The organism is Aeromonas rivuli, from assembly GCF_000820045.1.
Taxonomy (GTDB): domain Bacteria; phylum Pseudomonadota; class Gammaproteobacteria; order Enterobacterales; family Aeromonadaceae; genus Aeromonas; species Aeromonas rivuli.
The window spans coordinates 138,929-162,848 of the sequence record NZ_CDBJ01000027.1 but is presented as its reverse complement, the minus strand read 5'-3'; the positions used below and the strand labels follow the sequence as shown (position 1 = coordinate 162,848).

The following is a 23,920-nucleotide window of genomic DNA, read 5'->3' as shown; positions in this document are numbered from 1 at the left end:
CAGCTGCAAGGGAGTGTGGGCATGTATTACGGTTTCGATATAGGTGGTACCAAGGTGGCGTTTGCCGTCTATGACGGTGCCTTGACCCTGTGTCATGAGGAGCGTCTGGCGACCCCGGGAGACGATTACGAGGCGCTGCAGCAGATCATCCTCGATCGGGTGCTGGCGGCGGATACACGTTATGGGGTGCGCGGCACCGTCGGTATCGGCTTTCCTGGCATCCTCAACCGCGCCGACAAGAGCATAGTGGCCGCCAATCTGCCCTGTATCAACGGCCGCCACCTGGGGGCTGACCTGGGGGCCCGGCTCGATCGCGAGGTGCGGGTCGATAACGATGCCAACTGCTTCCTCTGGTCCGAAGTGCATCAAGGGGCAGCCGACGGTGCCGAGGCGGCATTGGCAGTCACGATTGGTACCGGCATCGGCGGCGCCGTCTATGTCAATGGCGGCCTGGTACAGGGCCGCAACTGGCTGGCGGGGGAGATAGGTCACTATCCGCTGCCCGGCACCATCTTGATGAAGTACCCCGACCTGCCTCGTCCACGCTGTGGTTGTGGCCGACTCGCGTGCTTCGAAACCTATGCATCGGGCACGGGGTTGGAGCGTCTCTACCTGCACCTGAGCGGCGAGCGTGCCTCCGGCCAGCAGATCGTATCGCGTTTCGAGGCCAGAGAGCCCCATGCGGTCGCGACCCTGGATTGCTGGCTCGAGATCATGGCTGCGGGGTTGGCCACGGCGCTCTCGGTGCTGGATCCGGACGTGGTGGTACTCGGCGGTGGCCTCTGTGGCCTGCCCGCCCTCTATGAACAATTGCCGCTGCGCCTGCCGGGACATCTGCTGCCCGGTGTGGCTTTGCCCGAGATACGCCAGGCCCGCTTCGGCGGTGCAGGCGGCGTGCGTGGCGCAGCGCTGCTCCATCTGTGAGACCCGATGACGGGTCTCACCTCATCCATCACGAGGAGTCATGATGACCCATCTCGAAGTCTGCATCGATAACCTTGAGTCCCTGTTTACCGCTCAGGATGCGGGGGCCGATCGTATCGAGCTCTGCTCGGCCCTCGGGCTTGGGGGACTTACCCCCTCCTATGGCTTCATGCAGCAGGCGGCGCGCCATGGGCGCATTCCCGTCTACGCCATGATCCGCCCCCGTGCCGGGGATTTCTGTTTTAGCGAACTCGAGTTCGAGTTGATGCTGCAAGACATAGCCGCGGCCCGTGCCGCGGGTCTGCAAGGGGTGGTGGTTGGCCTGCTCGACGAGCAGGGGCGGGTGCCCGCAGCCCAGCTCAAGCAGTTGGTGGCGGCCGCAGGCCCGTTGGGGGTAACCTTCCACCGCGCCATCGATCTCAGCTCCAACTGGCGCGCCGATCTGGAGACCATAGTCGCGGCGGGTTGTGAGCGGATCTTGAGCTCAGGCCATGCAGCGAGCGCCCTGGCGGGTCTGGAAACCCTGCAAGCCATGGCGCAGACCCTGGCGGGACGCGCCAGCTTGATGCCGGGGGCCGGGGTCAATGCCGACAACGTGCGCACCATACTTGAATTTACCGGGGTGACTGAGGTGCATATGTCCGGCATGGGTTGGCGCGGTGGTATGGTGCCCCATGGGGTGAACATGGGTACCGCGGACGACGGCCGGGTCAATATCACCGACGGCGCTAAAGTTGCCGCAGTGCGGGCCCTGCTGGATCTCGCTTGAGGTCATGGCGAGACGGCATGGTGCCTCTCTTTGTCACAGGGCCAACATGGGCAGCTCGGACGACGGCCGGGTCAATATCACCGACGGCGCCAAGGTTGCCGCAGTGCGGGCTCTGCTTGATCAATAAGCCAGTCGCTTTGCCAGAGTAGAACGGTCAGCCTTGCTGGCCGTTTTCGTTGTTGCGGATCCTCTGTGTCATCAGGACCTGTGGCGCCGCACCACATCAAGTCAAGGCTGATGGGGACTGGCCCTGTTTGCCGCCTGATGCCACTCAAGGTCATCAGAGCAGATTGGCACTCTGCCTTGGCGGCAGCATCCGGGTAAAAATTCTGTTATCATTCCCGCTCTTTTGACACATGGACCCGGAGCAGAATCTCAATGTCTCAATACGACTCTATCGAACAGAAAGCCAGCTATGGCATAGGCCGCAATATGGGCGATCAACTGGCTCAGCAATCCTTCGCCGGTCTGGATATTCCTGCCCTGCAGCAGGGTCTGGCAGATGCCCTCAATGGTCTGGAGTTCGCGGTCAGCCGTGATGATATCAATGATGCCTTCCAGGCGATCACCAGCCGCATGCAAGCCGAACAGGAAGTGGCCGCCAAGGCTGCTGCCGCTGACGGTGAACTCTTCCTGGCCGACAACGCCAAGCGTGATGGTGTTCAGGTGACCGATTCCGGTCTGCAGTACGAAGTCATGGTGGAAGGTAATGGTGCTGTGCCAGTTGCCGGTCAGTCCGTGCGCGTGCACTACCACGGTACCTTCACCCATGGTGGCGTGTTTGACAGCTCAGTGGCTCGCGGTGAGCCGGCAGAGTTCCCGGTCACTGGCGTGATCGCCGGTTGGGTTGAAGCCCTGCAGATGATGCCGGTTGGCTCCAAGTGGAAGCTGTTCATCCCCCACGATCTGGCTTACGGCGCCCGTGGTGCCGGTTCCATCGCGCCCTATTCCGCGCTGGTATTCGAAGTGGAGCTGCTGGACATCCTGTGATCCAGTCTGCTCGATGCAAACGGCGGCCCTCGGGCCGCCGTTTGTTTTTGGCCCGATGGCGACGAAGATGGGAGGGATCCACGGATTTCGTTATAGTCGAATGAGTCAAGGGGGAGGGAACCCATGTCGGCCATCATTGAAGTAGTCGATCTCGTCAAACATTTCGCTGGCGTCAAGGCGGTGGATGGGCTGAGCTTTGCCATCCCGAATGGCAGCTGTTTCGGTCTGCTCGGCCCCAATGGGGCGGGCAAGACCACCAGCATAGAGCTGCTTGAGGGCATATTGACCCCCGATAGCGGCCAGATCCTGTTTCATGGCAAACCGCCAGGCCCCGACTATCGTTCGCGCATCGGCATCCAGTTCCAGCACACGGCGCTGCAGGACTTTTTGACGGTGCGCGATACCCTGCGCCTCTTCTCTCGCCTCTATCCCAAGCCTCTGCCTCTGGAACTGTTAATCAACCTCTGTGCCCTGGAAGACTTCGTCGACCGAGACAGCCGCCGTCTCTCCGGGGGGCAACGCCAGCGACTGCTGCTGGCCCTGGCCCTGCTTGGCGACCCGGAACTGCTGTTTCTCGATGAGCCCACGACGGGTCTGGATCCCCAGGCGCGCCACCACTTTTGGGACAGGGTCAAGGCCATCAAGGCCCAGGGCAAGAGCATAGTGCTGACCACCCACTACATGGATGAGGCGCAGCAACTGTGCAGTCACATCGCCATCGTCGACAGGGGCCACTTATTGAGTCTGGATACGCCACAAGCGCTGCTCGCTCAGCATTTCGACGGGGTGCTGGTGCGCCTGTCGGCTCACCCGGCCCTGATGCAGCTGGCGCTGCCGCTCACTCAACAGGGAGAGTTGATGGAGCTGACTTGTCCCGATGTCGCGACCCTGATGCCGCGCCTGCTCGAGCTGCAGATCCCCCTGACCGGCATGCAGATCCGCTCCCCCAATCTGGAGGATCTCTTTCTCAAGTTGACCGGCCATAGCCTGAGGAGCGGGGCATGAGCCGCAGCAACGTGGCCCTGGTAAGGGAAATGACAAGGAGTCCGCGATGAGAGACAGCCTGAGGCGCATCGCCGCCCTCTTCTATGCCCGCAACCTGGAGTTTGTCCGCGATCGCGCCGCCCTGGTCTGGAACATGGCAGTGCCCCTGTTGCTGGTGCTGGGTTTCTCAATCATCTTCTCCGGCAATCAGAAGCCCCTGCTCCAGCTCGGTGTCGTGGGGACGCTGCCTCCTGCCTACCAGACCCTCGACACCATCCCCCAGCTCAAGGTGATCGAATATGGTGACCTGGCCTCCGCCCAGCTCAAGGTGCGTCACCACCAACTGGATTTGCTGCTCAATCCGGCAGGGGGTAATTACTGGGTCAATCCGGATTCGCAGAGTGGGGGCCTGGCGGAATACCTGCTCAAGCAGGCCAGCCTGACCCCTTTGGTACGAGATACTCTGCCGGGCAAGGCCATTCGCTATGGCGACTGGTTGCTGCCGGGGGTGATCGGCATGAATCTGATGTTCTCCGGTCTGTTCGGGGTTGGCTATGTCATTGTGCGGTATCGCAAAAATGGCGTGCTCAAGCGGCTGAGGGCGACCCCGCTCACCGCGACCGAGTTTCTCTGTGCCCAGCTACTGTCGCGGGTAGCCATCACGCTAGTGGTGAGCCTGTTGGTATTCCTGGTCGCCCACTGGCTGCTCGGCACTCCTCTGCTCGGCTCCGGCTGGTTGTTGCTGCTCATCACGCTGCTGGGCGGGGCTGCCATGGCCTCCCTTGGTCTTCTGGTGGCGGCCCGCATCCAGAATGAAGAGTTGGCCAGTGGTTTGCTCAATCTCATCAGCCTGCCCATGATGTTCTTATCCGGTGTCTGGTTTTCGCTGGAAGGTTCACCCGCCTGGCTGCAAGAGGTCGCGGCACTGTTGCCACTGACCCAGATAGTGACGGCGGCGCGGGCCGTGATGCTGGAGGGCGCTGGCTGGCAAGAGGTGGCGGGCCCACTGTCCCAGATCAGCCTGTTTACCCTGTGTTGCGTCGCCCTGGGGGCCGCTCTGTTCAGATGGAACGCCAAATGAGATATCCGCTTTCGCTGCTCTTGCTCTGTGTCCTGGCGCTTCCCGTGACGGCCGGGACCTTACGCTGCAAACGTGACCTGCTGACCGAGGGGGACAGTACGGCCATTCTGCTGGTGCGTTGTGGCCAACCCATGCTCAGGGAGGATTTGACCCGCTATGAGGAGAATGGCTTCGGTGCTCGCATGACGGTCAAGTACGCAGAGCGTTGGACTTATAACTTCGGCAGCAATCAGTTCATGCAGTTTGTCACCGTCGAGAACGGTGTCATCACGGAAATAGAAGACGGCCCGCGCGGTCAATGACCGGCGGGCCGAAAAAAGAATATGGAAGCAAAGGACCAATAAGACTCGCGGAAGTTATCCCAACAGCGGGTTGCCCTGACGCAGACCACGAAGCACACGGTTAACCCGGGTTGCCAGACCCAGGGTCTTGTTGCAATTCAGGTTCTCCAGAATGATCTCGCCCCGAGTAAATTCAAATTTCCCCATCTCCTCGACCATGAAACTGCCACGGTGAAAACTCTTCACGTAACGCGCCATCTGGCGGGGAGACAAGCCTTTGAACACCTTCATCAGAGCATACCTTCTTGTTTGGACAGGGCTCACTATGAGGGGGCGTCATGACAGAAATATGAACCATATGAGTCAGTTGTAATATGAAAGGCTGCCCTCTTCTGGGGCATGACAAAATAGCTGCAAAAAAGATCTGCACGGTCGGCGCTGGCATTGTCAGTATGCTATTTGGTCGATATGGGTCTATTTTTTATTCATAAGGTGTATATCGGGACATATAGGTGCTTTGTGCTGCTGCACCAATTTCGCGCCGGTTTGCACCGATTGACAGGCTTTTTTGGCGCTGGATAAGCTGCAAAAAAAGTGAAGGCAGGGAGATCGTCATCGGCAGGCTGCGGTGATGTACATTCGAGTTGAACCACAGGGAAGAGTGATATGAAACAGCTACATAAGATGGGTGTGCTGGTTGTGTTGTCGTTGACAGCCGCCAATGTCTGGGCCGAAGGCACCCTGGATGCCGTCAAGAAGAAGGGTTTTGTGCAATGTGGGGTTGGCGATGGCCTGCCCGGTTTCTCCAACCCGGATGCCAAGGGCACCTGGACCGGATTGGATGTCGATGTCTGCCGCGCCGTCGCCGCTGCCGTGCTGGGGGATGCAACCAAGGTCAAATATGTCTCCCTGACCGCCAAGGAGCGCTTCACCGCACTGCAATCGGGGGAGGTTGATATCTTGTCGCGCAATACCACCTGGACCATGACGCGGGATGCCTCCCTTGGTCTCACCTTCGCCGGGGTCAACTATTACGATGGCCAGGGCTTCATGGTCTCCAAAGCCCTGGGGGTAAAAAGTGCCAAGGAGCTTGATGGCGCCGCCGTCTGTATCCAGTCCGGTACGACCACGGAACTCAACCTGGCCGATTACTTCCGTGCCAACGGCGGCATGAAATATACCCCTGTGGTGTTTGACACCTCGGATCAGACCGTGAAGGGCTTCGAGGCCGGTCGCTGCGATGTGTTGACCTCGGATCAATCTCAGCTCTACTCCCTCAAGATCAAACTCTCTAAGCCGGAAAACGCCATAGTGTTGCCGGAGGTTATCTCCAAGGAGCCGCTGGGGCCAGTGGTGCGTCAGGGTGATGAACCCTGGTTCAAGGTGGTGCGCTGGAGCATGTTTGCCCTGCTCAATGCCGAAGAGGCCGGGGTCACCAGTAGCAACGTGGACGAGATGCTCAAGTCGACCAACCCGGATGTGCGTCGCCTGCTTGGCCTCGAAGATCCCAAGGGTGGCATTCTTGGCCTCGATGACAAGTGGGCCTACAACATCATCAAGCAGGTCGGCAACTACGGCGAGATGTTCGATCGCAACGTCGGCGCCGGTTCTCCCCTCAAGATCGATCGCGGCATCAATGCCTTGTGGAACCAGGGTGGCCTGATGTACGCCCCCCCCATTCGCTAGATATGTTGGTTAGGGGGGCGCAAGCCCCCCGCTTTCCCTCTTGCTTTGGCTTTGTCGGAGTAAATCCCTATGGCGTCACAACCGCACGACCAGAGGAAAGAACAGGGCCGCTGGTGGTATGACGCGAAGGTGAGGGCGCTGATCTTCCAGTGCCTAGCCATCGCGGCAGTCCTCGGTTTTCTGTTCTACATCATCAACAATGCCCTGACCAACCTGGAGGCTCGTGGCATTACCACCGGCTTCGGGTTTCTCGGCAATACCGCCGGCTTTGGCATATTGCAGAGCCTGATCCCCTACGATGAGACCTATAGTTTCGGCCGAACCTTCGTGGTGGGTCTGCTCAATACCTTGCTGGTCTCTGTACTGGGTATCATCTTGGCGACCCTGCTCGGCTTTGTGATCGGCGTGGCGCGGCTGTCAAAGAACTGGCTGGTATCGCGCATTGCCACCGTCTATATCGAGACCTTTCGCAACATCCCCCTGCTGCTGCAGATTTTCTTCTGGTATTTCTCGGTGCTGCGCACCCTGCCATCACCCCGCGAGAGTGTGAATCTGGGGGAGCTGGCCTTTTTGAATGTGCGGGGCTTCTATCTGCCCAAGCCTCTGTTTGAGGAGGGGTTCGGCTATGTGATCGGTGCCCTGCTGCTGGCCCTTGTCCTGAGCTGGGGAGTGCGGCGCTGGGCCAAGCGCCGCCAGGAGTTGACCGGCAAGATATTCCCGGTGTGGCTCAGCACCCTTGGCCTCATCATCTTGCTGCCACTGGCGACCTTCTGGCTGGTGGGCAGTCCGCTTGCCTGGAGCCTGCCGACGTTGCAAGGCTTCAATTTCCGCGGTGGCCTGACCGTCTTGCCCGAGCTGGTGGCCCTGCTGCTGGCGCTGACCATCTATACGGCGGCCTTCATCGCCGAGATAGTGCGCTCCGGCATACTGGCGGTCAGCCATGGTCAGACGGAAGCCGCCTCTGCCCTGGGGCTCTCCACGCCCCGCACCCTGCAACTGGTCATCGTTCCCCAGGCGATGCGGGTCATCATACCGCCGCTGACCAGCCAGTATCTCAACTTGACCAAGAACTCCTCCCTGGCGACGGCCATCGGTTATCCGGATCTGGTCTCCGTGTTCATGGGGACCACCCTCAATCAGACGGGCCAGGCCATCGAGGTGATTGCCATGACCATGGGGGTCTATCTCGTCATCAGTATCAGTACCTCTGTCCTGATGAATATTTATAACCGCAAGATGGCGCTGGTGGAGCGATGAGGAGATCAGATGGCAGTCAATGCCCAGCGGGTCTTCGGTGCCGCCTCTGCGGTGAAAGCATCATGATAAGGGGGAGCTATGTTCGTCACTGACATGCAAGAGGCGCAGCCTGCGCCTGACAACAGGCGTGGCGTACCCGCCTGGCTCAGGGCCAATCTGTTTCCCAATTGGTGGAACAGCCTGGTGACCCTGGCGCTGGCCTATTTTCTGCTGCCGGCGCTCTGGCACCTGATTGACTGGGCTTTTATCTCCGCGACCTGGACGGGCAGTAGCCGAGCGGATTGTAGTCAGGAAGGGGCCTGCTGGTTGTTTATCGAGAGCCGTTTTGGTCAATACATCTATGGCTTTTACCCAGGGGATCAGCGCTGGCGGGTCAATATCGTCTTCGCCGGGCTGGCGGCGTTGCTGGCGCTGCTGATCTGGCCCAAGACGCCCTATAAGGGGTGGCTGGCACTCTTCACCCTGCTGGTGTTTCCCTGTATCGCCTATGGGTTGCTGCACGGCGGCTTTGGGCTGAGGACTGTGGATACCAATCTCTGGGGCGGCCTGATGTTGACCCTGGTACTGGCGGTGGTGGGCATCGCAGTGGCCCTGCCGTTTGGCATCTTGCTGGCCCTCGGGCGTCGCTCCCACATGCCGATCATCAGCAGCCTTTCCACCGTCTATATCGAGTTCTGGCGCGCTGTTCCGCTTATCACAGTGCTGTTCATGGCCTCGGTCATGCTGCCCCTGTTCGTGGCGGGGGAGGTGGAGTTCGACAAGCTGCTGCGGGCGCTCATCGGCATCATCATGTTCCAGTCGGCCTATGTGGCCGAAGTGGTGCGCGGTGGTTTGCAGGCGATCCCCAAGGGGCAGTATGAGGCGGGGGATGCGCTGGGGCTCTCCTACTGGAAGGTGATGGGGCTCATCATCATGCCCCAGGCGCTCAAGATAACCATCCCCTCACTGGTGAACACCTTTATCTCCCTGTTCAAGGACACCAGTCTGGTGTTGATCATCGGGCTGTTCGATCTGCTGGCCATCTCCAAGGTGGCCTTGGCGGATCCCGACTGGCTCGGGTATTCCACCGAAGCCTATGTGTTTATCGCACTGATCTTCTGGATGTTCTGTTTTGGCATGTCCCGTTATTCCATCTATCTGGAGCGCAAGCTGCACACGGGCCACAAGCGTTAGGAGCTGTTGATTATGGAAAGTAACTATGTGGTCGAACTCAAGGACGTCAACAAGTGGTATGGCGACTTTCATGTGCTGCGCAACATCAATCTGAGTGTCGGCAAGGGGGAGAAGATCGTCATCTGCGGGCCATCGGGCTCCGGCAAGTCCACCATGATCCGCTGCATCAATCGGCTGGAGGAGCATCAACGCGGCGACATCCTGGTCAAGGGGATGGCGCTCACCTCGGATCTCAAGAACATAGAGACGGTGCGCCGTGAAGTGGGCATGGTATTCCAGCACTTCAACCTGTTCCCGCATTTGACGGTGCTGGAAAATTGCAGCCTGGCACCCATCTGGGTCAAGCAGTTGCCGAGGCGGGAGGCGGAGCAGATCGCCATGGGCTTTCTCGAACGGGTGCGGATCCCCGAGCAGGCGCTCAAGTATCCGGGTCAGCTCTCCGGTGGTCAGCAGCAGCGTGTCGCCATCGCCAGAAGTCTTTGCATGAATCCTCAGGTGATGCTGTTCGATGAACCGACCTCGGCACTGGACCCCGAGATGGTACGGGAGGTGCTCGATGTCATGGTGGAGTTGGCGAATGAAGGCATGACCATGCTCTGCGTCACCCACGAGATGGGCTTTGCCAAGCAGGTGGCGGACAGGGTCATCTTCATGGACAGAGGCCAGATCATCGAGGAGAACGAGCCTGGGCAGTTCTTCGACAACCCCCAGTCCGAACGCACCAAGTTGTTTCTCTCCCAGATCCTGCATAACTGAGCGAGCGCGGACCGCTCATCGAGAGGGCACCTGTGGGTGCCCTCTCTTTTACCCGACAAACGACGGGGAAGGCTGGCCGAGAAAATCCCCTAGTGGCTGATCCGGCAAGGTTTTTCTCCATGTATACTGCGGCGTCAGCAACAGAACGGCTCAGGAGAGCAGCATGGAATGGGTCGAGGTGGTCGATGACCAGGATAATGTCATTGAGGTGGCCGATCGGGCACGGGTGCGCCGTGAAAACCTCCGTCATCGCGCCAGCTACATACTGGTGCTGGGGGAGGAGGGTCAGGTGCTGGTGCAGCGTCGAACCCTCGGCAAGGATTTTTGCCCCGGCATGCTGGACGCCTGCGCCGGTGGCGTGATGACGGTGGGCGAGGTGCCCCTTGCCAGCGCCCTGCGCGAGCTGGGAGAAGAGCTTGGCATCATGGATATACCGCTGAGTGAACATGGCAGCTTCCTGGCCGAGGGCAGCAACTACAAGGTGTGGGGTTATCTCTACAGTTGCCGCTATCAGGGGCCATTGCAGTTGCAGGCCGAGGAGGTGAGCGCCGTCCACTGGATGAGTCTGGCGGAGATCGCCAACCGGGCCGCCGAGTTTACCCCGGATTCCCTGATAGCCCTCGCCCATTGGCAGGCCAGAGGCGGCGCATAACGGACCCCTGCACGGGGCCTTCATCTGGGGTAAACTGCTCCTCATCATTTACCGTCAGGAAGACTCTTCATGATCTCAGTTGGCCAATCCCTGCCCGCGGGTGAGTTCACCCTCCTTACCACCGAAGGCAAACAGACGCTGAATACCCAGGCGCTGTTCGCCGGCAAGAAGGTGGTGCTGTTCGCCGTGCCCGGCGCCTTCACACCGACCTGTTCCAATGCGCATCTGCCCGGTTATGTGGTCAAGGCGGATGAGTTCAGCGCCAAGGGGGTCGATGCCATCTATTGCCTCTCGGTCAACGATGCCTTCGTGATGAAGGCCTGGGGCGAGGCACAGAACGCGCAGGCCATCACCATGTTGGCCGATGGCGATGCCAGTTGGACCCGGGCCCTGGGGCTGGAGAAAGAGACGGGAGCCTTCGGTGGTGTGCGTGCTCAGCGTTTTGCCCTGATAGCCGAAGATGGCCTGGTCACTGCGCTGAACATAGAGGCACCCGGCAAGTTCGAAGTCTCCGATGCCGACTCCTTGCTCGCACTGCTGGGATAGTTAATCAGGGCTGAGTTAGCCCTTGAAAAGCGATATCCCTCGGTTACACTGGCGCCGACGGGCCTCTTGGGCCCGTGTCCCTGTTTATGCCGTGACCGTCATGGCGCCCTGAAGCTCAACTTCGATTGGAAAGAATACGTATGACCCTGGCTTTTGTTGCCCTGATTGCCGGACTGGCCCTGCTGGTCTGGAGTGCGGATAAATTTGTCGATGGTGCCGCCGCCACCGCCCGTTATGCGGGCATGCCACCCCTGCTCATCGGTATGGTTATCATCGGTTTTGGTACCTCGGCTCCCGAGATGGTGGTCTCGGCCCTGGCATCCATGCAGGGCAACCCGGCGCTGGCGCTGGGTAATGCCTATGGCTCCAACATTACCAACATCGCTTTGATCCTGGGTCTGACCGCGCTTATCAGCCCCATCGCCGTCTCCTCCCAGGTGGTGCGCAAGGAGATACCCATCCTGCTTGGCATCACCCTGCTGACTGGCGCCCTGCTGTTTGACGGCCATCTCGGCCGTGGCGATGCGCTCATTCTTGGCGTGGTCTTTGTCGTGTTGCTGGGCTGGTCCATCTGGACCGGGATCAAGAGCAAGGGCGATGCCCTGGACGCCGATGTCAATGTGGAGATAGACAGCGAGGCCATGCCCCTCAAGAAAGCCATCTTCTGGCTGATCGTGGGTCTGGTTCTGCTGGTCGGCGCTTCCCGCCTGCTGGTGTGGGGCGCCGTCACCATCGCCCAGGCCTTTGGCATCAGCGATCTCGTCATCGGCCTGACCATAGTGGCCATCGGCACCTCCCTGCCCGAGCTGGCTTCCTCCTTGATGGCCATCAAGAAGAAGGAGCATGACTTGGCCCTCGGCAACGTGCTGGGTTCCAACCTGTTCAACACCTTGGCCGTGGTGGGGATCGCCGCTGGCATAGCGCCCCTGGACGTGGATCCGGCCGTGTTGACCCGTGACTGGAGCCTGATGATGGGGCTGACCCTGCTGCTGCTGGTGATGTGTCTGGGCCGCAAGGGCCAGGGCCGCATCAACCGGGTGGAAGGGGGGATCTTGCTCTGCATCTTCTTCGGTTATACCGGTTGGCTGCTGACCAGCCAGTTCTGATGACGCTGGCGTGACAATGCAAACAAGAGGGGGAGCCAATGGCTCCCCCTCTCTATGTCGGCGTCATGGTCATGCCCTTCAGGCGACGGCGACCAGCTTCTGGCTCTGCTGGCTGCTATCGAGGATCAGGATATTGGCCTTGGGGAAGAAGTTGAAGGTCGAGGCCGAGGCCCAGGTATAGGCCCCCATCACTTTCCCTATCACCAGCTCACCAATCTCCAGATCCGGCAGCATGATGCCGTCACGGATCACATCCACGCTGTCGCAGGTCGGGCCGGAGAGTACGGCATTGTGCAACTCGCCACCGGCATAGGGGGTACTGACCGGGTAGGTGACGTGGTCATAGAGCTGACCGTTGTAGCTGCCATAGAGGCCGTCATCCAGGTAGTACCAGATCTTGTCGCCACGGTGGGCCTTGCCCATCACGCTGGATACCGAGGTCATGGCAGGGGCGCTGATGAAACGGCCCGGTTCGGCAATTTTCTGCACCGTGGCGGGCAGCTTGGCGAGCGCGGCGCGGATCGGGGCACAGAAGCCATCGATATCGAACTCGCCCCCTTCATAGTCGACCGGGAAGCCGCCACCGATGTCGAGTACCCAGGGCTTGAGCCCCAGATCCCAGGCCTGTTCCATGATCTCGCGGCAGGCGTCGATAGCCTGGACATGGCGCTCGCTGTTGGGCACCTGGGAGCCGACATGGAAGGAGAGCCCCCTCACCTTGAGCCCTTTGGCCTGGGCCAGTTGCAGCAGGGGCAGCGCCTGCTCCGGGGTACAGCCAAATTTCTTGGAGAGATCGACCTTGGTGTTGGGATTGGGGAAGCTGACGCGCAGCAGCAGTGTCACTTCATCCTTGTAGGGCAGGAACTTGTCCAGCTCCAGGGGGTTGTCATAGACAAAGACGGTGCAGCCATATTCCAGCGCATAGCGAATGTCACTGTCGCGCTTGATGGGATGGGTATGGATGCAGCGACCCGGCCGCACCCCTTGCGAGCGCACCAGATCCACTTCGCCATTGGTGGCCAGATCGAAGCAGGCTCCCTCTTCCTTGAGCACAGCGACCACCGCCTCATGGGGCAGGGGCTTGAGCGCATAGTGCAGGCGCACCTCGGGCAGGGCGGCAGACAGAGCCCGATATTGGCGGCGCACGGCAGCCTTGTCGAGCAGCAACAGGGGAGAGCCAAAATGTTCAACCAGCTGACGGTAATCTTGTGCCACAAGGGTCTCTTTCATTGTCTTTTGATCATCCTTAGGGGGCGGAGTTGCCCTAGCCTTGGTTTGTTGAGACGGCAACGGCCGGCTCAGGCGAGCGGTCCGGAAGGGACCTATCCAGCAAGCTGCATAACTTTCATGGTTACTGCTTGGATATGCGCGCAATTATCGGTTTATTGATTTGTCATGCAAGCTTTTTGATTGACTATGTTGGCAAGATTTTCTGGTCGAGACGAAAGGGGAAATTGATATCCAGTGCAAAAAGGCGTATCCGGATGCAAGAAGAGCCTCCTGGCCAGTGGCGGGCTAACCAATTGATAGTTAACAATCTATTTACTTTCAGGTGGCGCCGGGGACTCAGGAAGAAAAACGGGGATTGTTGGGAGACAGATCACATTATTTTGGACTAATATGCCCGTCCTAATCCAAAACTAGTTCGGATGAAGGTAGCAGGAGAGCGATGGGGGACCATCCACCGAAGAAGTAAATCTTTCAGGTACCGGGCAACCGGTGTGGACTGCTACTGGACGATACTCTGGAGAGACCCGTTTAATCGGGCGCCGAAGGAGCAAGGTACCATGACGACCCGCAAGGGCTGGCTGGCGCCGGAAACTCTCAGGCAAAAGGACAGAGGGGATGGGATGGTTGTACCTGAGCTTGGAACTGTTCACGATCTGTAACGAGAGGTCGTCAGCAAGGTAAAGAGCAGCGCAGGAACCGGAGCGTATAGACATACGTGAGGATTCCGAGCAGCGCATGAGCCTTGATCACGGCCTCGCAGTAAGAGTGTGAACTCGTTCTTGGCCCGCATCCGATCACCTCTGGCGATCGCGACACCTATGGGAAGATCATCCTTCTCCTCCTTAATTGTTGTTTTTTAAGGAGGATGCATGTCATCAATTCAATCGGCCCTGACGGCCATCGATAATCTTGTCTGGGGACCTCCCCTGCTGATCCTGCTGGTCGGGACCGGTGTTTACCTCACTCTTCGCCTGGGTCTGCTGCAGCTGGTGCGGTTGCCCTTCGCCCTCAAATTGGTGTTTGGTCGCGATCAGGGCCAAGGCAAGCAGGGGGATGTCTCCAGTTTCGGGGCGCTGTGCACCGCGCTCTCGGCCACCATAGGCACGGGCAACATCGTCGGCGTCGCGACCGCCATCAAGCTAGGGGGCCCAGGCGCCCTGTTCTGGATGTGGATGGCGGCCCTGTTTGGCATGGCGACCAAGTACGCCGAGTGTCTGCTGGCGGTCAAATATCGACAGCTGGACAGTAACGGCCAGATGGCGGGCGGCCCCATGTACTATCTGGAGAAGGGGCTCGGCAGTCGCTGGCTGGCCAAACTGTTCGCCCTGTTTGGCATAGGCGTCGCCTTCTTTGGCATCGGTACCTTCCCGCAGGTCAATGCCATCTCCGACGCCATGAGCCTCTCCTTCTCGGTGCCCCGCGAAGCGACCGCCGTGGTGCTGACGCTGCTGGTCGCCCTGGTGACCCTGGGGGGGATCAAGTCCATCTCCAGCGTGGCCAGCAAGGTGGTGCCCTTCATGGCGCTCTTCTATATTGCCGCCTGTCTCGGGGTGCTGGTGAACAGTGCTGGCGCCTTGCCCGATGCGATCGCGCTGGTGGTCGGGAGCGCCTTCAGCGGCCATGCCGCGACCGGTGGCTTCGTCGGTGCCAGCATCATGCTGGCGATCCAGTCCGGGGTGGCGCGGGGGGTCTTCTCCAACGAATCGGGTTTAGGCTCAGCCCCCATCGCGGCGGCGGCGGCCAAGACGGATTCATGCGTGGAGCAGGGACTGGTCTCCATGACCGGCACCTTCATCGACACCCTCATCATCTGCACCATGACGGGCCTGACGTTGGTGGTCACCGGGGTCTGGAGCGGCGATCTCAGCGGCGCAGCCATGACCAGCGCCGCCTTTGCCCAGGGGCTGGATGCGCACCTGGGCCAATATCTGGTGAGCATAGGCCTGCTCTTCTTCGCCTTCACCACCATCCTCGGCTGGAACTACTACGGTGAGCGCTGCACTCACTACCTGTTCGGGACTCGGGCTATCAAGCCCTACCGCTTCATCTATCTGGGGCTGGTGGCGGGCGGTGCCTTCCTCCATCTCGACATGATTTGGCTGTTGGCCGACATCGTCAATGGCCTGATGGCGGTACCCAACCTCATCGGTCTCATCGGCCTGCGCCATGTGGTGATCGCCGAGACCCGCGCTTATTTCAAGCGGGGCAGCGATAGCGAAGCCGAGCCAGAGCCGCAGACCGCCTGATACCCGCGGCGCTGAAAACAGAAAAGCCACGACCCGGGTCGTGGCTTTTTCGTATCAGGCAGGCTTTGGGCGCCGGCACGTCAGTTACCGGTCAGCCGCGCCTGCAAACGCCGTCGCACCTGCGCCACCAGTTGCTCCTCGCTACCTCGCCAACCGATGCAGTGCGCCAGGGTGGTGGAGGTATCGGGCAGAAAACGCAGCTCCCCGCCTGCCAGTTCATAGAAGCGGCTCGCCATCCGGGTGCCCTCATTCACATCCCCCGCCACCAATAGCATGGCCTGAGCCAGCACGGCGCCGCCGTGATCCTGACCCGGTGCCAGCCAGCGCTGGGCAGTGCCTGTTACCTTGCGGCCCTCGATCACCAGATTGTACTGGCCGTCGCAAAACGAACCGGGCACGAAGTCGTAGCTCCCCTCCAGGCCATGCTCCCCCAGCAGGGCCAGCAGCGGTGCCCCCAGCAGCCGGTAGTAGTGGGCCAGATCCGCAGCGGTGCGGGGCAGCAGCAAGGAGAGGTTGAGGATGCCGGGACCGTGGGGCACGGCGGTGCCGCCGCTGTCGCGCACATGGACGGGCCAGCCTTCCCTCGCAAGTTGCTCGCAGGCGGCTTGATAGCGGGGCAGACGGGTATCTTTGCGGGTGACGATGAGGCACTGGGGGGCCTGCCATAAATGGGCACGGGGTTGGCCGTCACGGGCACAGTCCCGCAGCCAACGCTGCTCCTCGGCCAAGATCTGATCCGGGGTGTGGCTGGTGGGCAGAGGGGGAAGCAGGGTATAGGGCATCAAGGGCATCCTGAGCAGAGGCTGCCCAGCACAGTACCCGCGACGGGGGAGGAGGTAAAGCCCCGAACGCGGGGCTTTACCTGTTTGTTGACGAGAGAGTCAGGCCTGCGCGGCGGCGCGCTTGGGCAGCAGCAGATTCAGCATGATGGCGGTCAGGCCGCCGGTGGCGACGCCGTAGGAGAGCACGCTCTTGGCCAGCTCGGGCAGGTGTTGCAGCACCTCGGGCACCTGGGCGACCCCCAAGCCCATGGCCAGGGAGACAGCCAGTATCATCAGGGCGCGTCTGTCCAGCTCCTCGCGGGAGATGATGCGTACCCCGGCCGCGGCTATGGTGCCGAACATGACGATGGTGGCGCCGCCAAGCACGGGTTCGGGGATCTGCTGTACCAGGCTGGCCACCGCCGGGAACAGCCCGAGCAGGGCCAGCATGGCGGCGATGAAGAGACCCACATGACGGCTGGCCACCCCGGTCAACTGGATGACGCCATTGTTCTGGCTGAAGGTGGACATGGGGAAGGTGGAGAAGAGCGCCGCCAGCATGGAGTTGAAACCATCGGCCAGCACACCGCCCTTGATGCGGCTCATGTAGAGCGGGCCGCTGACCGGTTCGCCCGAGACATCCGAGGTGGCCGTCATGTCACCGATGGCTTCGAGCGCCGTCACCACGAAGATGATGGCGAGCGGCACGAACAGTTGCCAGTCAAAGCCGAGCCCATAACGCAGTGGCGCCGGGATCATCAGCAGTGGTCCCTCGAAGACGGGGGGCTGCACCTTGTCCATCAGCAGGGCGACCCCATAGCCGACCAGCATGGCAATCATGATGGCGGAGAGGCGCAGCCAGGGATTGTGGCTGCGTTGCAGCAGCACAATCAATCCCAGCACCAGCAGGGAGAGGAAGAGGTTGCCGTGGCTGGCAAAACTGCCATCAGCCAGGGCGCCATAGCCACCGCCCATGCTGATGAGGCCGACCTTGATCAGGGTCAGACCGATGAGCAGCACCACTATGCCGGTCACCAGCGGGGTGATGACCCGGCTCACCAGATGCAGGCAGCGGCTGAGCACCACCATGGTCAACGCGGCGACCAGCATGGTGCCAAACAGGGTGCCGAGCAGGTCGTCCGTGGGCATGGCGGCCTGCTTGAGGGCCAGCCCGGAGGCGATGATGGGGCCGAGGAAGTTGAAGCTGGTGCCCTGCACCGACAGAAGACCAGAGCCGATGGGGCCAAAGCGGCGAGTCTGGATGAAGGAGGCGATGCCGGACATGACCAGGGACATCGACACTATGTAGCGGGTCTCATCGGCGGGCAGGCCAAGGGCGTTGGCGATGATGAGGGGCGGGGTAATGATGGCGACAAACATGGCGAGCATATGCTGCAGGGCGGCGAACAGGGTCTGGGGCAGGGGAGGAACCTCGTTGATGCCGTAGACCAGATCCGGGTGGGGGCGCCGCTGTGGCTGGTCGGGAGCGCTCTTGAGAGCAGCCTGTTCCATAGATACCTCGAAATTTGATGGGAGAAGGGGGAGGAAATTTGGCGGCTATTGTAGTGATTGAAAAAGCGAGATCCAGCGGCAATTGGTCATAAACGGGTTTATTTGTCGCGAGGTTGAAACGTTTGCGTGTGACCATTATGATCCGCCGGTTTGCATCTGGGGTGTGAGCGGTAAAACCCGTCGATGTCATGGGTTTTTGCCATATGTAGGCGTAGAATGAGCCCTCTTTCACGACCTGGAGACGCTGGATGTTGAAGCTGTCGGAGTTCTGGAGTGCTCGCGCGCATTCGGAAGATTTCACCCTGACCCGCATGGGATTTATGACGGTCAGGCTGCGACTGCTTACCTGTCTGTTGATGATCGGCATTCCCGCCTGGGGGCTGGTCGACTGGTTGACCCTGAGTCAGGAGCAGTTCAGCCAGCTGCTCAAGGCGCGTGCTTTCTGCCTGTTGGCACTCTCGCCCCTGATCCCGCTCTCCTATCTCATTCACTTTCGCCGAGAGCGCATGAAGCTGGCGCTCGGCTATCTGATGACGGTGATGATGATCTTCTCGCTGTTCTGTCTGGCCAGCTTCGACGCCGGGCAAGAGCTGCAGGCGGGCTACTGGGCCTTCCCCTATCTGTTGATCAGCCTGTTCGCCATCTTTCCGGTCCCTCTCTCGCTCAGTCTGCAGCTGGCGGCCTGCATCATGGTCGCCATGCTGGGGGGCAACTGGTTGCTGCTTGGCCAACCCCTGTGGAGCGCCGCCACCCTGGATCAGCTCTGGCTGCTTACCCTGTTCGCCCTGGCGAGTGCCTGGGTGCAGTGCGGCCAGCTCAACATGCTGCTGCAGCTCTATCGCGAATCCACCAGGGATGAGCTGACCGGCATGATGAATCGGCGGCTGTTGATGAAGCACCTGGCGCAATCCCGAGCCCGCTTCCTTTACCAGCAAAACCCCTTCGCCCTGCTGCTGCTCGATCTCGATCGCTTCAAGCGCATCAATGACCACTACGGCCATCTGGCGGGGGATGCCGTGCTCAAGGAGGTGGCGGCCTGCCTGGCCGAGCAGCTCGAGACGGGCATGGTGCTGGGGCGTTATGGAGGGGAAGAGTTTGCCGTCCTGCTGCCCGATTGCGGCAGTGGGGAGCAGGCATCGGGGGTTGCCGAGCGGCTGCGCCTGGCGGTCGAGGCGCGCCTCATCAAGAGCCCGACCAGCGATGAGCTGCTCGAGGTGACCGTCAGCATCGGAGTGGCCCTGATGCAGTCCGCCGAATCGGCAGAGAGTCTGCTCAATCGGGCCGACGAGCGGCTCTATCAGGCCAAGGTGGCGGGTCGCAACTGTGTGGTGGGGGAGCGGGGCTCGCAAGATCGCTGCGTCGCTTGAGCGCGGCTGGCTGCCTCTTTGCCATCAGCAAAACGGGATGCCCCTGGCATCCCGTTGTTCGTCTCAACCCAGCTGGTATTTGCCCGATAGCTGGTGGGCCAGGTATTTGAACATGTTGAACACCGCCATCGTCTTGGGGGTCGGGGTGCCGTCGTCGCTCAGGAAATACTCCCCCTTGAACACCAGCACATCCCCTCGCTGCGTCACGGCGTCGGCGTGCATGCCGTGGATAAACTCGTCATGGTTGCGGATAAGCTCGTTGGCCAGGGTGAGCAGGGCCTCCTGACTCAGGGTCTCTTTTTGTGTGTGCATCGTTTCTCTCCTAACCCGGGGGTGGCATCAAGGCCCCCCACAAACAAGATGAGCACAGCATACACCCCGGGCCTTGGTCGAACTTTGATTTGCTGCAAACAGAGGTGCACTCACCGGCGCTGATTCAAGCCGCCACCAGGTTGCGCAGCCAGCGGCGGCGCTGTACCCGGCGATGGACCATCAGCACCTTGCTCAACTCCTCGAGCAGCACCACGGCCACCACCCAGGAGAGAGGCCAGCCGAGCCAGCTGACCGCCAGCCAGGCCAGTGGCAGCCCGATGCACCACATGCCGACGATGTCGATGACGATGCTGTACTTCACGTCGCCCCCGGATCGCAGCACCCCGACAATGCCCACCATGTTGAACACCTTGAGCAGCATGCCGAGGCAGAGAATGCCCAGCACCTGACCGGCCTGGGGCAGCAGCTCGGCGGGCAGATTGCCAATCCAGAGCAGCAGGGGGGCTTGCATGAACCAGACGAAGAGACCGACCAGCAAGGCCCCCAATGGCGCCAATACCAGCAGCAGCTGGGATTGCTGCCAGGCGGCCTCATACTCCTCGGCACCGAGCCGGTGGCCGAGCAGGGTGGCACAGGCCACCGCCAGTCCGAAGAAGAGGGAGATGAGGATCCCCTCCAGCGCACCCAGGGTGGTCATGATGGCCAGGGAATCGACACCGAGGTGGGCATAGAGGAAGCCATAGAGCAGCATGCCGAAGGCCCAGAGGCCATCGTGCAGCAGCAGTGGCAGGGCGATCAGCACGAAGCGGCGCACCTCTTTGCCCGAGAGGGCCAGCAACCAGTCGGGGCGGCGTGGCAGCAGGCGAGCCTCCTTGTGCATCACATAGCCGATGAGCAGGGCCGTTTGCAGCAGGCGCGACAGCGTGGTTCCCCAGGCCGAGCCTTCGACTCCCATGGCGTCGAAGCCGAGGTGGCCGAAGATGAGGGCGTAGTTGAGCAGCACGTTGGCAAGGATGGCGATGATGCCGATATGGGTGGCGGCAGCGGCATTGCCCACCGAGCGCAGCGCCGCCTCCAGCGGCACCACCAGTGCGGTGCAGAGAATGGTGGCGCCGGTGATCATCAGGTATTGATCCGCCAGGGGGCGCAGCACGGGATCCTGACTGGCAAAGCCAAGCACGCTGCCCGGGGCAAAGGTATAGAGCAGGGCGAAGGGCAGGCTCACCAGCAGGGCGCTGAGCAGAGCCAGGGCCAAGGCACGGCGCACTCCGCTCAGGTCGTTGCGGCCATAGTATTGCGCCGCCAGCACAGAGACGCCGCCAGAAAGACCGGCGACCACCAGCAGATTGAAGAAGAAGACCCGGTTTCCCAAGCCGACGGCGGCAACCTCAGTCGCCCCCAGCTGGCTCACCATCATGATGTCGATGAGACCCAGCAGGGAGAACATCATGGATTGCAGGGAGACTGGCAGGGCCAGTCGCCACAGTTTACCCATGAACTCCTTGTCGGTGGTTTGTTTGAAAATCGCTTGCCAATAGTTCATTGCTGTTAACCGGGTCATGGAAACTTGAGGTTGATAGCCGATATCATAAGCGCGGGGCCAGATGTACCCGCTGTGAATGGCTATCGTCTTTCTTGTTCAAAACTATCTATTACCGATTAACAGGAGGCCGGGTGTTCGAGAGGGAGTGTCTGGAGATAGCGCAGAGTTGCGAGGAGCGGATGCTGGGGCGGGAGGGACTGCCCTTGCTCGGCGAGGCGGGGGTCTTTCTGACCGGTCTGTCGGTGCTGCGCGACCATTACCTTATCCAGCGCAACAGGCCCGCTTTTCATATCTTGCTGCTCAGCCACAGCGAGGGTGGCATGTTGCTGACCGGGCAGGGGGAGACGCCCATCCCGGCCGGGGCCTTGGTCTTTCTACCGGCCGCCCTGCCAGGTGGTCTGCGGCTGGCGGGGGAAAACTGGCACACCAGCTGGATCCTGCTCGATGACGTGCCGCGCTGGCAGCATCTGCACCGGCTTGGCCATCGTTGCTGGGTCAGTCGCGAGGAGGAGTCGCTGCATCATCTATTGCAGCTGATGCACACAGAGGGCAGCCGTTCTGCCTTGCAGCCCCAACTGCTCTCTTTGCTGCTGACGCTGCTGGCCCGGGTGTTGCGCGGCGAGGCGAGGGGCACGCCCCTTGACCGGTTGCAAGGTTTGCAGCGTCTGGTGGAGGGGCGGCTCGATGAGCCCTGGACAGTCCCCCGACTGGCCAGTCTGATGGCCTGCTCGGCGCCGCACTTGCATCGGCTCTGCCAGCAGGCGTTTGGTATGGGCCCCATGACCTGGCTGACGGGGCTGCGCATGGAGAAAGCGCGCCAGTTGCTGCTCTATACCGATTGGCCGCTCGGCGAGCTGGCCGGTCGGGTCGGTTACAGCGATGGCGCCAACTTTGCGAACCGTTTTCGCCGTGCGACTGGTCAGACCCCCGGTGAGTTTCGCCGGCTCGGTCGCAGACCCGTGGCGACCGGGGTTGCCCAGACGCACACCGATGGCTAAATCCTTTGAAATTGTTGGCCTAAGCCCATAGGATCCAGAGGCCACATCGTCAAGGTACCCAACCATGTTTGAAGATAATAATCAGAAACGTCCTCTCTACATTCCCTACGCCGGCCCCGCTCTATTAGAGACGCCACTGCTTAACAAGGGCAGCGCCTTCACCAGTGAAGAGCGCAGCAACTTCAACCTGGAAGGTCTGCTGCCCCAGAACATCGAAACCATCGAGGAGCAGGTGGAACGTGCCTATCGCCAGTTCATGGCCTTTGGCAACGACATGGACAAGCATATCTACCTGCGCAATATCCAGGATACCAACGAGACCTTGTTCTACCGTCTCATTCGGGATCACCTGACCGAGATCATGCCGATCATTTATACCCCGACCGTGGGCAAGGCATGTGAAGAGTTCTCCAACATTTATCGCCGCGCCCGTGGCCTCTTCATCTCCTACTCCGACAAGGACAGGATCGATGACATGCTGCAAAACGCCACCAAGCAGAACGTCAAGGTCATCGTCGTGACCGATGGCGAGCGCATCCTGGGTCTGGGGGATCAGGGCATAGGCGGTATGGGGATCCCCATCGGCAAGCTCTCTCTCTATACCGCCTGTGGCGGCATCTCCCCGGCCTATACCCTGCCGGTGGTGCTGGATGTGGGTACCAACAACCAGCAACTGCTCAACGATCCCTTCTACATGGGCTGGCGTCATCCGCGCATCTCGGGGGAGGAGTATTACGACTTCGTCGACGCCTTCATTCAGGCGGTCAAACGCCGCTGGCCCGACATCCTGCTCCAGTTCGAAGACTTTGCCCAGAGCAATGCCATGCCGCTGCTCAACCGTTACAAGGATGAGCTGTGCTGCTTCAACGATGATATCCAAGGCACGGCTGCCGTGACCCTGGGCAGCCTGATCGCCGCCTGCAAGGCCTCGGGGGCCAAGCTCTCCGAGAAGCGGGTCGCCTTCCTCGGTGCCGGCAGTGCCGGGTGCGGCATCGCCGAGCAGATAGTGGCGCAGATGAAGGCCGAAGGCCTGAGCGATGCGCAGGCCCGTGGCCGGGTATTCATGGTGGACAGATTCGGCCTCATCACCGACAAGATCCCCAACCAGCTCGACTTCCAGCGTCGCCTCTCCCAGCCGGTAGAGCAGATCAAAGAGTGGCCGGTGGGAGACAACATCTCCTTGCTGGAGGTGATGGAGCACGGTCGCCCGGATATCCTGATCGGGGTCTCTGGCCAGCCCGGCCTCTTCACCGAAGAGGTGGTCAAGACCATGCACAAACATTGTGCTCGCCCCATCATCTTCCCGCTCTCCAACCCCACCTCCCGGGTGGAAGCGACTCCGGCGGATCTCATTCGCTGGACCGACGGCCAGGCGCTGGTGGCCACCGGCAGCCCCTTTGCTCCGGTCGAGTACAAGGGCAAGCGTTATGTCATCGCCCAGTGCAACAACTCCTTCATCTTCCCGGGGATAGGCCTTGGGGTGATTGCGTCGGGAGCCAAGCGGGTGACGGATGCCATGCTGATGTCGGCCAGCCGTGCCCTGGCGGAGTGCTCTCCCATGGTAAAAGGCGAGGATGGCTCACTGTTGCCGGATCTGGCAGATATCCACGAGGTGTCCCGTTACATCGCCAAGATGGTCGCCAAGACCGCCATGCTGCAAGGCAAGGCGGTGCAGACCCCGGACGAGGTGATCGACAAGGCCATCGAGGCTAACTTCTGGCGCCCTCTTTATCGACGTTATCGCCGGACCTCCTTCTAACGAAAGAGGCTGAAATAAAGAAGGGA

22 protein-coding genes, 1 pseudogene and 2 riboswitches are annotated in these 23,920 nt (G+C 60.7%); of the genes and pseudogenes, 17 read left to right on the top strand and 6 right to left on the bottom strand.

Annotated features, from left to right (window positions below; genetic code table 11):
- Window positions 1-21: 21 nt before the first annotated feature.
- The 6 genes from BN1130_RS04980 to BN1130_RS04955 all read left to right on the top strand — a co-directional run bounded on the left by BN1130_RS04980 (window position 22) and on the right by BN1130_RS04955 (window position 5,050).
- Entirely contained in the window at window positions 22-924 is a 903-nt protein-coding gene (locus tag BN1130_RS04980; RefSeq protein WP_042040690.1) for an ROK family protein, read from the top strand.
- Between the two features lie 43 nt (window positions 925-967).
- Window positions 968-1,693, top strand: a complete 726-nt coding sequence (locus BN1130_RS04975) for a copper homeostasis protein CutC (RefSeq protein WP_042040689.1) — start codon at window positions 968-970, stop codon at window positions 1,691-1,693.
- Between the two features lie 378 nt (window positions 1,694-2,071).
- A complete protein-coding gene (bamJ, locus tag BN1130_RS04970) occupies window positions 2,072-2,683 on the top strand; it encodes a BamJ family beta-barrel-assembly machinery protein (protein ID WP_042040688.1) in 612 nt (203 codons plus the stop codon).
- Window positions 2,684-2,806: 123 nt separating this feature from the next.
- Complete coding sequence (locus BN1130_RS04965) at window positions 2,807-3,688, top strand: ABC transporter ATP-binding protein (RefSeq protein ID WP_042040687.1); 882 nt, start codon at window positions 2,807-2,809, stop codon at window positions 3,686-3,688.
- Window positions 3,689-3,734: 46 nt separating this feature from the next.
- Window positions 3,735-4,748 (top strand): ABC transporter permease, encoded by a 1,014-nt coding sequence (locus BN1130_RS04960; RefSeq protein WP_042040686.1) that lies wholly within the window; start codon window positions 3,735-3,737, stop codon window positions 4,746-4,748.
- Window positions 4,745-5,050 carry a DUF2845 domain-containing protein gene (locus BN1130_RS04955; protein ID WP_157013906.1) on the top strand — a complete coding sequence of 102 codons (306 nt, stop codon included), beginning with the start codon at window positions 4,745-4,747 and terminating at the stop codon, window positions 5,048-5,050. The genes BN1130_RS04960 and BN1130_RS04955 overlap by 4 nt, the downstream gene beginning before the upstream one ends.
- Before the next feature lie 54 nt (window positions 5,051-5,104).
- On the opposite strand, the gene BN1130_RS04950 is transcribed toward BN1130_RS04955, so the two are convergent.
- Window positions 5,105-5,320: a DUF1107 family protein gene (locus BN1130_RS04950; RefSeq protein WP_042040684.1), complete on the bottom strand. Its 216-nt coding sequence runs from the start codon at window positions 5,318-5,320 to the stop codon at window positions 5,105-5,107.
- A 375-nt stretch (window positions 5,321-5,695) separates the two neighbouring features.
- Between BN1130_RS04950 and BN1130_RS04945 the strand changes: the two genes are divergently transcribed.
- The 7 genes and pseudogenes from BN1130_RS04945 (at window position 5,696) to BN1130_RS04915 (ending at window position 12,205) form a co-directional block, all read left to right on the top strand.
- The gene (locus BN1130_RS04945; RefSeq protein ID WP_042040683.1) at window positions 5,696-6,715 is read left to right on the top strand and encodes an amino acid ABC transporter substrate-binding protein; all 1,020 of its coding nucleotides are present in this window, start codon (window positions 5,696-5,698) and stop codon (window positions 6,713-6,715) included.
- 69 nt (window positions 6,716-6,784) lie between these two features.
- On the top strand, window positions 6,785-7,972 hold the full coding sequence (locus tag BN1130_RS04940; protein ID WP_042040681.1) for an amino acid ABC transporter permease: 1,188 nt from the start codon (window positions 6,785-6,787) through the stop codon (window positions 7,970-7,972).
- 78 nt (window positions 7,973-8,050) lie between these two features.
- Window positions 8,051-9,145 carry an amino acid ABC transporter permease gene (locus BN1130_RS04935; RefSeq protein ID WP_042040680.1) on the top strand — a complete coding sequence of 365 codons (1,095 nt, stop codon included), beginning with the start codon at window positions 8,051-8,053 and terminating at the stop codon, window positions 9,143-9,145.
- A 12-nt stretch (window positions 9,146-9,157) separates the two neighbouring features.
- Entirely contained in the window at window positions 9,158-9,901 is a 744-nt protein-coding gene (locus BN1130_RS04930; RefSeq protein WP_042040678.1) for an amino acid ABC transporter ATP-binding protein, read from the top strand.
- 160 nt (window positions 9,902-10,061) lie between these two features.
- Window positions 10,062-10,553, top strand: a pseudogene (gene yfcD / locus BN1130_RS04925) (NUDIX hydrolase YfcD); the annotation flags it as partial.
- 69 nt (window positions 10,554-10,622) lie between these two features.
- Window positions 10,623-11,099 (top strand): peroxiredoxin, encoded by a 477-nt coding sequence (locus tag BN1130_RS04920; RefSeq protein WP_042040674.1) that lies wholly within the window; start codon window positions 10,623-10,625, stop codon window positions 11,097-11,099.
- Window positions 11,100-11,239: 140 nt separating this feature from the next.
- Window positions 11,240-12,205 (top strand): calcium/sodium antiporter, encoded by a 966-nt coding sequence (locus BN1130_RS04915; RefSeq protein WP_042040673.1) that lies wholly within the window; start codon window positions 11,240-11,242, stop codon window positions 12,203-12,205.
- A 78-nt stretch (window positions 12,206-12,283) separates the two neighbouring features.
- Here BN1130_RS04915 and BN1130_RS04910 read toward each other — a convergent pair whose 3' ends face one another.
- Window positions 12,284-13,435, bottom strand: coding sequence for a type III PLP-dependent enzyme (locus BN1130_RS04910; RefSeq protein ID WP_042040672.1), 1,152 nt, complete (start codon window positions 13,433-13,435; stop codon window positions 12,284-12,286).
- A gap of 419 nt (window positions 13,436-13,854) precedes the next feature.
- Window positions 13,855-13,934, top strand: a riboswitch (glycine riboswitch).
- A gap of 5 nt (window positions 13,935-13,939) precedes the next feature.
- Window positions 13,940-14,055, top strand: a riboswitch (glycine riboswitch).
- Between the two features lie 249 nt (window positions 14,056-14,304).
- On the opposite strand from BN1130_RS04910, the gene BN1130_RS04905 reads away from it, so the two are divergent.
- Window positions 14,305-15,681: an alanine/glycine:cation symporter family protein gene (locus BN1130_RS04905; RefSeq protein WP_042040671.1), complete on the top strand. Its 1,377-nt coding sequence runs from the start codon at window positions 14,305-14,307 to the stop codon at window positions 15,679-15,681.
- Window positions 15,682-15,761: 80 nt separating this feature from the next.
- On the opposite strand, the gene BN1130_RS04900 is transcribed toward BN1130_RS04905, so the two are convergent.
- Together BN1130_RS04900 and BN1130_RS04895 are read right to left on the bottom strand one after the other, a co-directional pair.
- Window positions 15,762-16,463, bottom strand: coding sequence for a lipoyl protein ligase domain-containing protein (locus BN1130_RS04900; RefSeq protein ID WP_042040670.1), 702 nt, complete (start codon window positions 16,461-16,463; stop codon window positions 15,762-15,764).
- Between the two features lie 99 nt (window positions 16,464-16,562).
- Window positions 16,563-17,954: a nucleobase:cation symporter-2 family protein gene (locus tag BN1130_RS04895; RefSeq protein ID WP_042040669.1), complete on the bottom strand. Its 1,392-nt coding sequence runs from the start codon at window positions 17,952-17,954 to the stop codon at window positions 16,563-16,565.
- 248 nt (window positions 17,955-18,202) lie between these two features.
- On the opposite strand from BN1130_RS04895, the gene BN1130_RS04890 reads away from it, so the two are divergent.
- Complete coding sequence (locus BN1130_RS04890; RefSeq protein ID WP_042040668.1) at window positions 18,203-19,321, top strand: GGDEF domain-containing protein; 1,119 nt, start codon at window positions 18,203-18,205, stop codon at window positions 19,319-19,321.
- 63 nt (window positions 19,322-19,384) lie between these two features.
- On the opposite strand, the gene BN1130_RS04885 is transcribed toward BN1130_RS04890, so the two are convergent.
- Together BN1130_RS04885 and BN1130_RS04880 are read right to left on the bottom strand one after the other, a co-directional pair.
- Window positions 19,385-19,633: a DUF2498 family protein gene (locus BN1130_RS04885; RefSeq protein WP_042040666.1), complete on the bottom strand. Its 249-nt coding sequence runs from the start codon at window positions 19,631-19,633 to the stop codon at window positions 19,385-19,387.
- 124 nt (window positions 19,634-19,757) lie between these two features.
- A complete protein-coding gene (locus tag BN1130_RS04880; protein WP_042040665.1) occupies window positions 19,758-21,137 on the bottom strand; it encodes an MATE family efflux transporter in 1,380 nt (459 codons plus the stop codon).
- Window positions 21,138-21,316: 179 nt separating this feature from the next.
- Here BN1130_RS04880 and BN1130_RS04875 point away from each other — a divergent pair, with 179 nt between their 5' ends.
- Together BN1130_RS04875 and BN1130_RS04870 are read left to right on the top strand one after the other, a co-directional pair.
- Entirely contained in the window at window positions 21,317-22,135 is an 819-nt protein-coding gene (locus BN1130_RS04875; RefSeq protein WP_042040993.1) for an AraC family transcriptional regulator, read from the top strand.
- 64 nt (window positions 22,136-22,199) lie between these two features.
- Window positions 22,200-23,894, top strand: coding sequence for an NAD-dependent malic enzyme (locus BN1130_RS04870; RefSeq protein ID WP_042040664.1), 1,695 nt, complete (start codon window positions 22,200-22,202; stop codon window positions 23,892-23,894).
- Window positions 23,895-23,920: the final 26 nt, after the last annotated feature.